The 3,433-nt window shown below is 62.5% G+C and carries 4 protein-coding genes; 2 read left to right on the top strand and 2 right to left on the bottom strand.

Annotated elements, in window-relative coordinates:
* Positions 1-1,377: helicase-related protein (locus WB528_RS07350; RefSeq protein WP_423887759.1), on the top strand; the 1,377-nt coding region annotated here is incomplete at its 5' end.
* A 160-nt stretch (positions 1,378-1,537) separates the two neighbouring features.
* Here the strand turns inward: WB528_RS07350 and WB528_RS07345 are convergent.
* Positions 1,538-2,353, bottom strand: a complete 816-nt coding sequence (locus tag WB528_RS07345) for a class I SAM-dependent methyltransferase (RefSeq protein WP_423887758.1) — start codon at positions 2,351-2,353, stop codon at positions 1,538-1,540.
* Positions 2,354-2,546: 193 nt separating this feature from the next.
* Between WB528_RS07345 and WB528_RS07340 the strand changes: the two genes are divergently transcribed.
* The gene (locus tag WB528_RS07340) at positions 2,547-3,245 is read left to right on the top strand and encodes a winged helix-turn-helix transcriptional regulator (RefSeq protein WP_423887757.1); all 699 of its coding nucleotides are present in this window, start codon (positions 2,547-2,549) and stop codon (positions 3,243-3,245) included.
* On the opposite strand, the gene WB528_RS07335 is transcribed toward WB528_RS07340, so the two are convergent.
* Positions 3,242-3,433: hypothetical protein (locus tag WB528_RS07335; protein WP_423887756.1), on the bottom strand; the 192-nt coding region annotated here is incomplete at its 5' end. The genes WB528_RS07340 and WB528_RS07335 overlap by 4 nt on opposite strands.

Here is a 3,433-nt window from a genome sequence, read left to right as displayed (position 1 = left end):
CAGATCGGCGGCATGTTCCGCGGCGACTTCCGCCGCAAGGCGACGCTCGCCGAATACGGCTTCCGCCTGCCCTCCTGCATGGACAACCGGCCGCTGCGCTTCGAGGAATGGGACATGATGCGCCCGCAATCGGTCGCGGTGTCGGCGACGCCGAGCGCATGGGAGCTGAACGAAAGTGGCGGCGTGTTCGTCGAGCAGGTGATCCGGCCCACAGGCCTGATTGATCCGCCCGTCGACATCCGCCCGGCGCGCACGCAAGTCGACGACCTCGTCGGCGAGGTCCGCGCCGTCGCGCAGAAGGGCTACCGCTCGCTGGTCACGGTGCTGACCAAGCGCATGGCGGAAGACCTCACTGAATATCTGCACGAGCAGGGCATCCGTGTCAGGTACATGCACTCGGACATCGACACCATCGAGCGCATCGAGATCATCCGCGATTTGCGGTTAGGGGCGTTCGACGCGCTGGTCGGCATCAACCTGTTGCGCGAGGGCCTCGACATTCCCGAATGCGCGCTGGTCGCGATCCTCGATGCCGACAAGGAAGGTTTCCTGCGCAGCGAAACCTCGCTGATCCAGACCATCGGCCGCGCCGCGCGCAACGTCGACGGCCGGGTCATTCTCTATGCCGACCGGATGACCGGCTCGATGGAGCGCGCGATTGCGGAAACCGACCGCCGCCGCGAGAAGCAGGTCGAATACAACACGGCCCACGGCATCACGCCGGAGAGCATCAAGAAATCCATCGGCGACATCATGAACTCGGTCTACGAGCGCGACCATGTGCTGGTGGAAATCGGCGACGGCGGCATGGCCGACGACGTGATCTCGATCGGCCACAATTTCGAGGCGGTGCTCGGCGACCTGGAAACGCGGATGCGCGAGGCCGCCGCCGACCTGAACTTCGAGGAGGCCGCGCGGTTGCGCGACGAGGTCAAGCGGCTGCGCGCCACCGAAATGGCGGTGGTGGACGATCCCACCATCAAGCAGCGCGGCGTCGCGATCAAGGCCGGCGCCTATGCCGGCGCCAAGAAATACGGCGAGGCGGCGAATTTGCCGGCCAGCGCGATGAAGAAACGCGGCGGCTCTTCGCCCCGCAGTGGTGGTGTCTCCGTTCCCTCCCCCCTTGTGGGAGGGGGGTCCAGGGCGGGGTCCACGAGTCGCGGCTCTTCAAAAGTCCACAAACCGCATCTCGACGAAATGCACGGCCCGGAATCGCTGCCCTATCGCGCGGGCCGTTCACTGCCGGAAAAACCGTTCGGCGAGCAAAGCAAAATCGTCCAACCGAACGACTCCCGCCAATCCGGGCCCGAGTTCGGCCCCTCCCCGCGCTCGACCGGCGGCGCGCCGGGGCATCGCGGCGGGTGGAAGAAGCGGTAAGGTCTCCCGTCTGTCTCATACTGTGGATACCAAGGCCCGGACTCACAAATCCGGAACGCCGGCGGACATTGACATGCCGCCGATCGCTCCCCGGTAATGGAATCAGAATTGAGCCGAACAACTCAGCGACGACGACCGGCTCCGCCGTCCGGGTGCGGCCTCAAGATCTCGTAATCACAACTTCGAGATACTCGCCGGGAACAATCAGGCTATCGCTGCGGCCCCAATTCCACTTTTCCAGTAGATCGAGAATGTCGGCTTCCAGTGCTGCTGCCTTCTCCGCATCGAGCGCAGCGAACGCACGGTTCGTAGGACCATAGTAGGCACGAAAGACGTCAAGCCAATGCTTCGGTGACTCGTACCTGAAGGTGAAGGTCTGCAAGGAGGTATTGATTTCATGTCCCTCGAACAGCTCTCTAAGGCGCGCCATGGTTCCCCAGAGAGTAGGTGGCTTGATGCCGGCCGGCGGTGGCGCATACCTTCCAACAGTTTTCAGAATCTGGCCTATAAAGCCATCCGGCGTCCAGTTGGCCAGCCCGATCTTCCCGCCTTTGCGTACGACGCGAACGAGCTCGGCGGCCGCCTTCTCCTGATTTGGGGTGAACATGACGCCGAACGTGGATAGCGCCGTGTCGAAGCTGCCGTCAGCAAAGGGAAGCGCCTCGGCGTCAGCTTCCCGAAAACTGACGGAAAGGCGCTCGGCGGCGGCGCGCTCCCTGCCTCGCTCAAGAATTGCGCCGATATAATCGGTGGACGTGACGCGAGCAAAACGGCGTGCGGCGGCCAGCGTCGCATTCCCGTTGCCGGCGGCGACATCGAGCACGATATCGCCGGCATGCATATCAACCGCCTCGCACAATCGCTCGCCGACAATCTGAAGGGTCGTTCCGATGGTTGCATAGTCGCCGGCCGACCAGACGGCCTGCTGGCGTAGCTTGATGGCGGTGTAATCAAGAGGTAGCGTCGCAACCGACATAGGCCATCTCCTTTTGCCTGAACCTCCGCCCGAAAGCGGACTCCGCGCTCGCGAAGTGGTCAGGAGCATGTCATCGCAGCCTGGAAGCAACTAGTTCAGGATATGAATCCAGGCGGTACAGATTTTGAACTAGCCCGGCTGGACAGATCGTAGCATCCTTGCCAGGCGGGGTTTTGGCAGAGGAGCGCCTTCCATGCCGGATAGCGGCTACAACCAGTTCTGTCCTGTCTCGATGGCGGCTGAGATCGTCTGCTCCCGCTGGACGCTGCTCGTTCTGCGTGAACTCATGCTGGGATCAACCCGTTTTAACGAACTGCGACGCGGGCTACCGGGCATGTCGCCTGCCCTCCTCTCGAAGCGACTGAAGGAACTTGAAGCTGCAGGCGTCGTCATCCACGTCGCGACCGGGTGCGGGTCCGGCGTACACGAATATCGTCTCAGTGAAGCGGGAAGTGAGCTGCGCCCTATTATCGAAGCGATCGGCGTCTGGGGACATCGATGGGTTACGACTGAAGCGACGCTAAAGAACCGCGACGCCAATCTGCTGATGTGGGACATCAGGCGAAACATAAATGCGGATCCAATGCCGCCTCGCCGCAACACCATCCAGTTCATTTTCAATGACAGGCCGCCCTCGGAGCGCAACTATTGGCTCGTTGTGGAACCGGGCAACGAAGTTGACCTGTGCCTCGTCGATCCGGGCTTCGATGTCGACCTTTACGTATCGACTGATCTGCGGACGATGACCGAGATCTGGCTCGGATATACCGCCATCGGCCCGGTGTCTGACGACGGTCGGCTTGTCTTGATCGGAAACAGCAAGCTCGCGGCCGACCTGCGTACGTGGTTGAAGTTGAGCGTATTCGCAAACGTCGAGAAAAAGGTTGCTTAGGGACGGCGCGGCCGTTGCTCCCGGACCGGTGAGCCGGGCGCGAGGCGGCCAAATTTGCCGGGGAGCACGATGAAGAAGCGCGGCTCCTCGATGCGTGGCGGCTCTTCGTCCCGCAGCGGTGGTGTCTCCGTTCCCTCCCCCCTTGTGGGGTCCGAGGCGAGCGAAGCTCGCTCTCGATGGCAGGGAGG

It is taken from the genome of Bradyrhizobium sp. (assembly GCF_049586575.1).
GTDB lineage: Bacteria > Pseudomonadota > Alphaproteobacteria > Rhizobiales > Xanthobacteraceae > Bradyrhizobium.
Note: the sequence above shows the minus strand (reverse complement) of the source record. Positions and strands in the feature narration are given on the sequence as shown.

What these genes read in the sequence shown, in the direction of transcription:
- WB528_RS07345 (WP_423887758.1), bottom strand. Translation starts at nt 2,353, where the DNA reads ATGTCGGTTGCGACGCTACCTCTTGATTACACCGCCATCAAGCTACGC.
- WB528_RS07340 (WP_423887757.1), top strand. Translation starts at nt 2,547, where the DNA reads ATGCCGGATAGCGGCTACAACCAGTTCTGTCCTGTCTCGATGGCGGCT.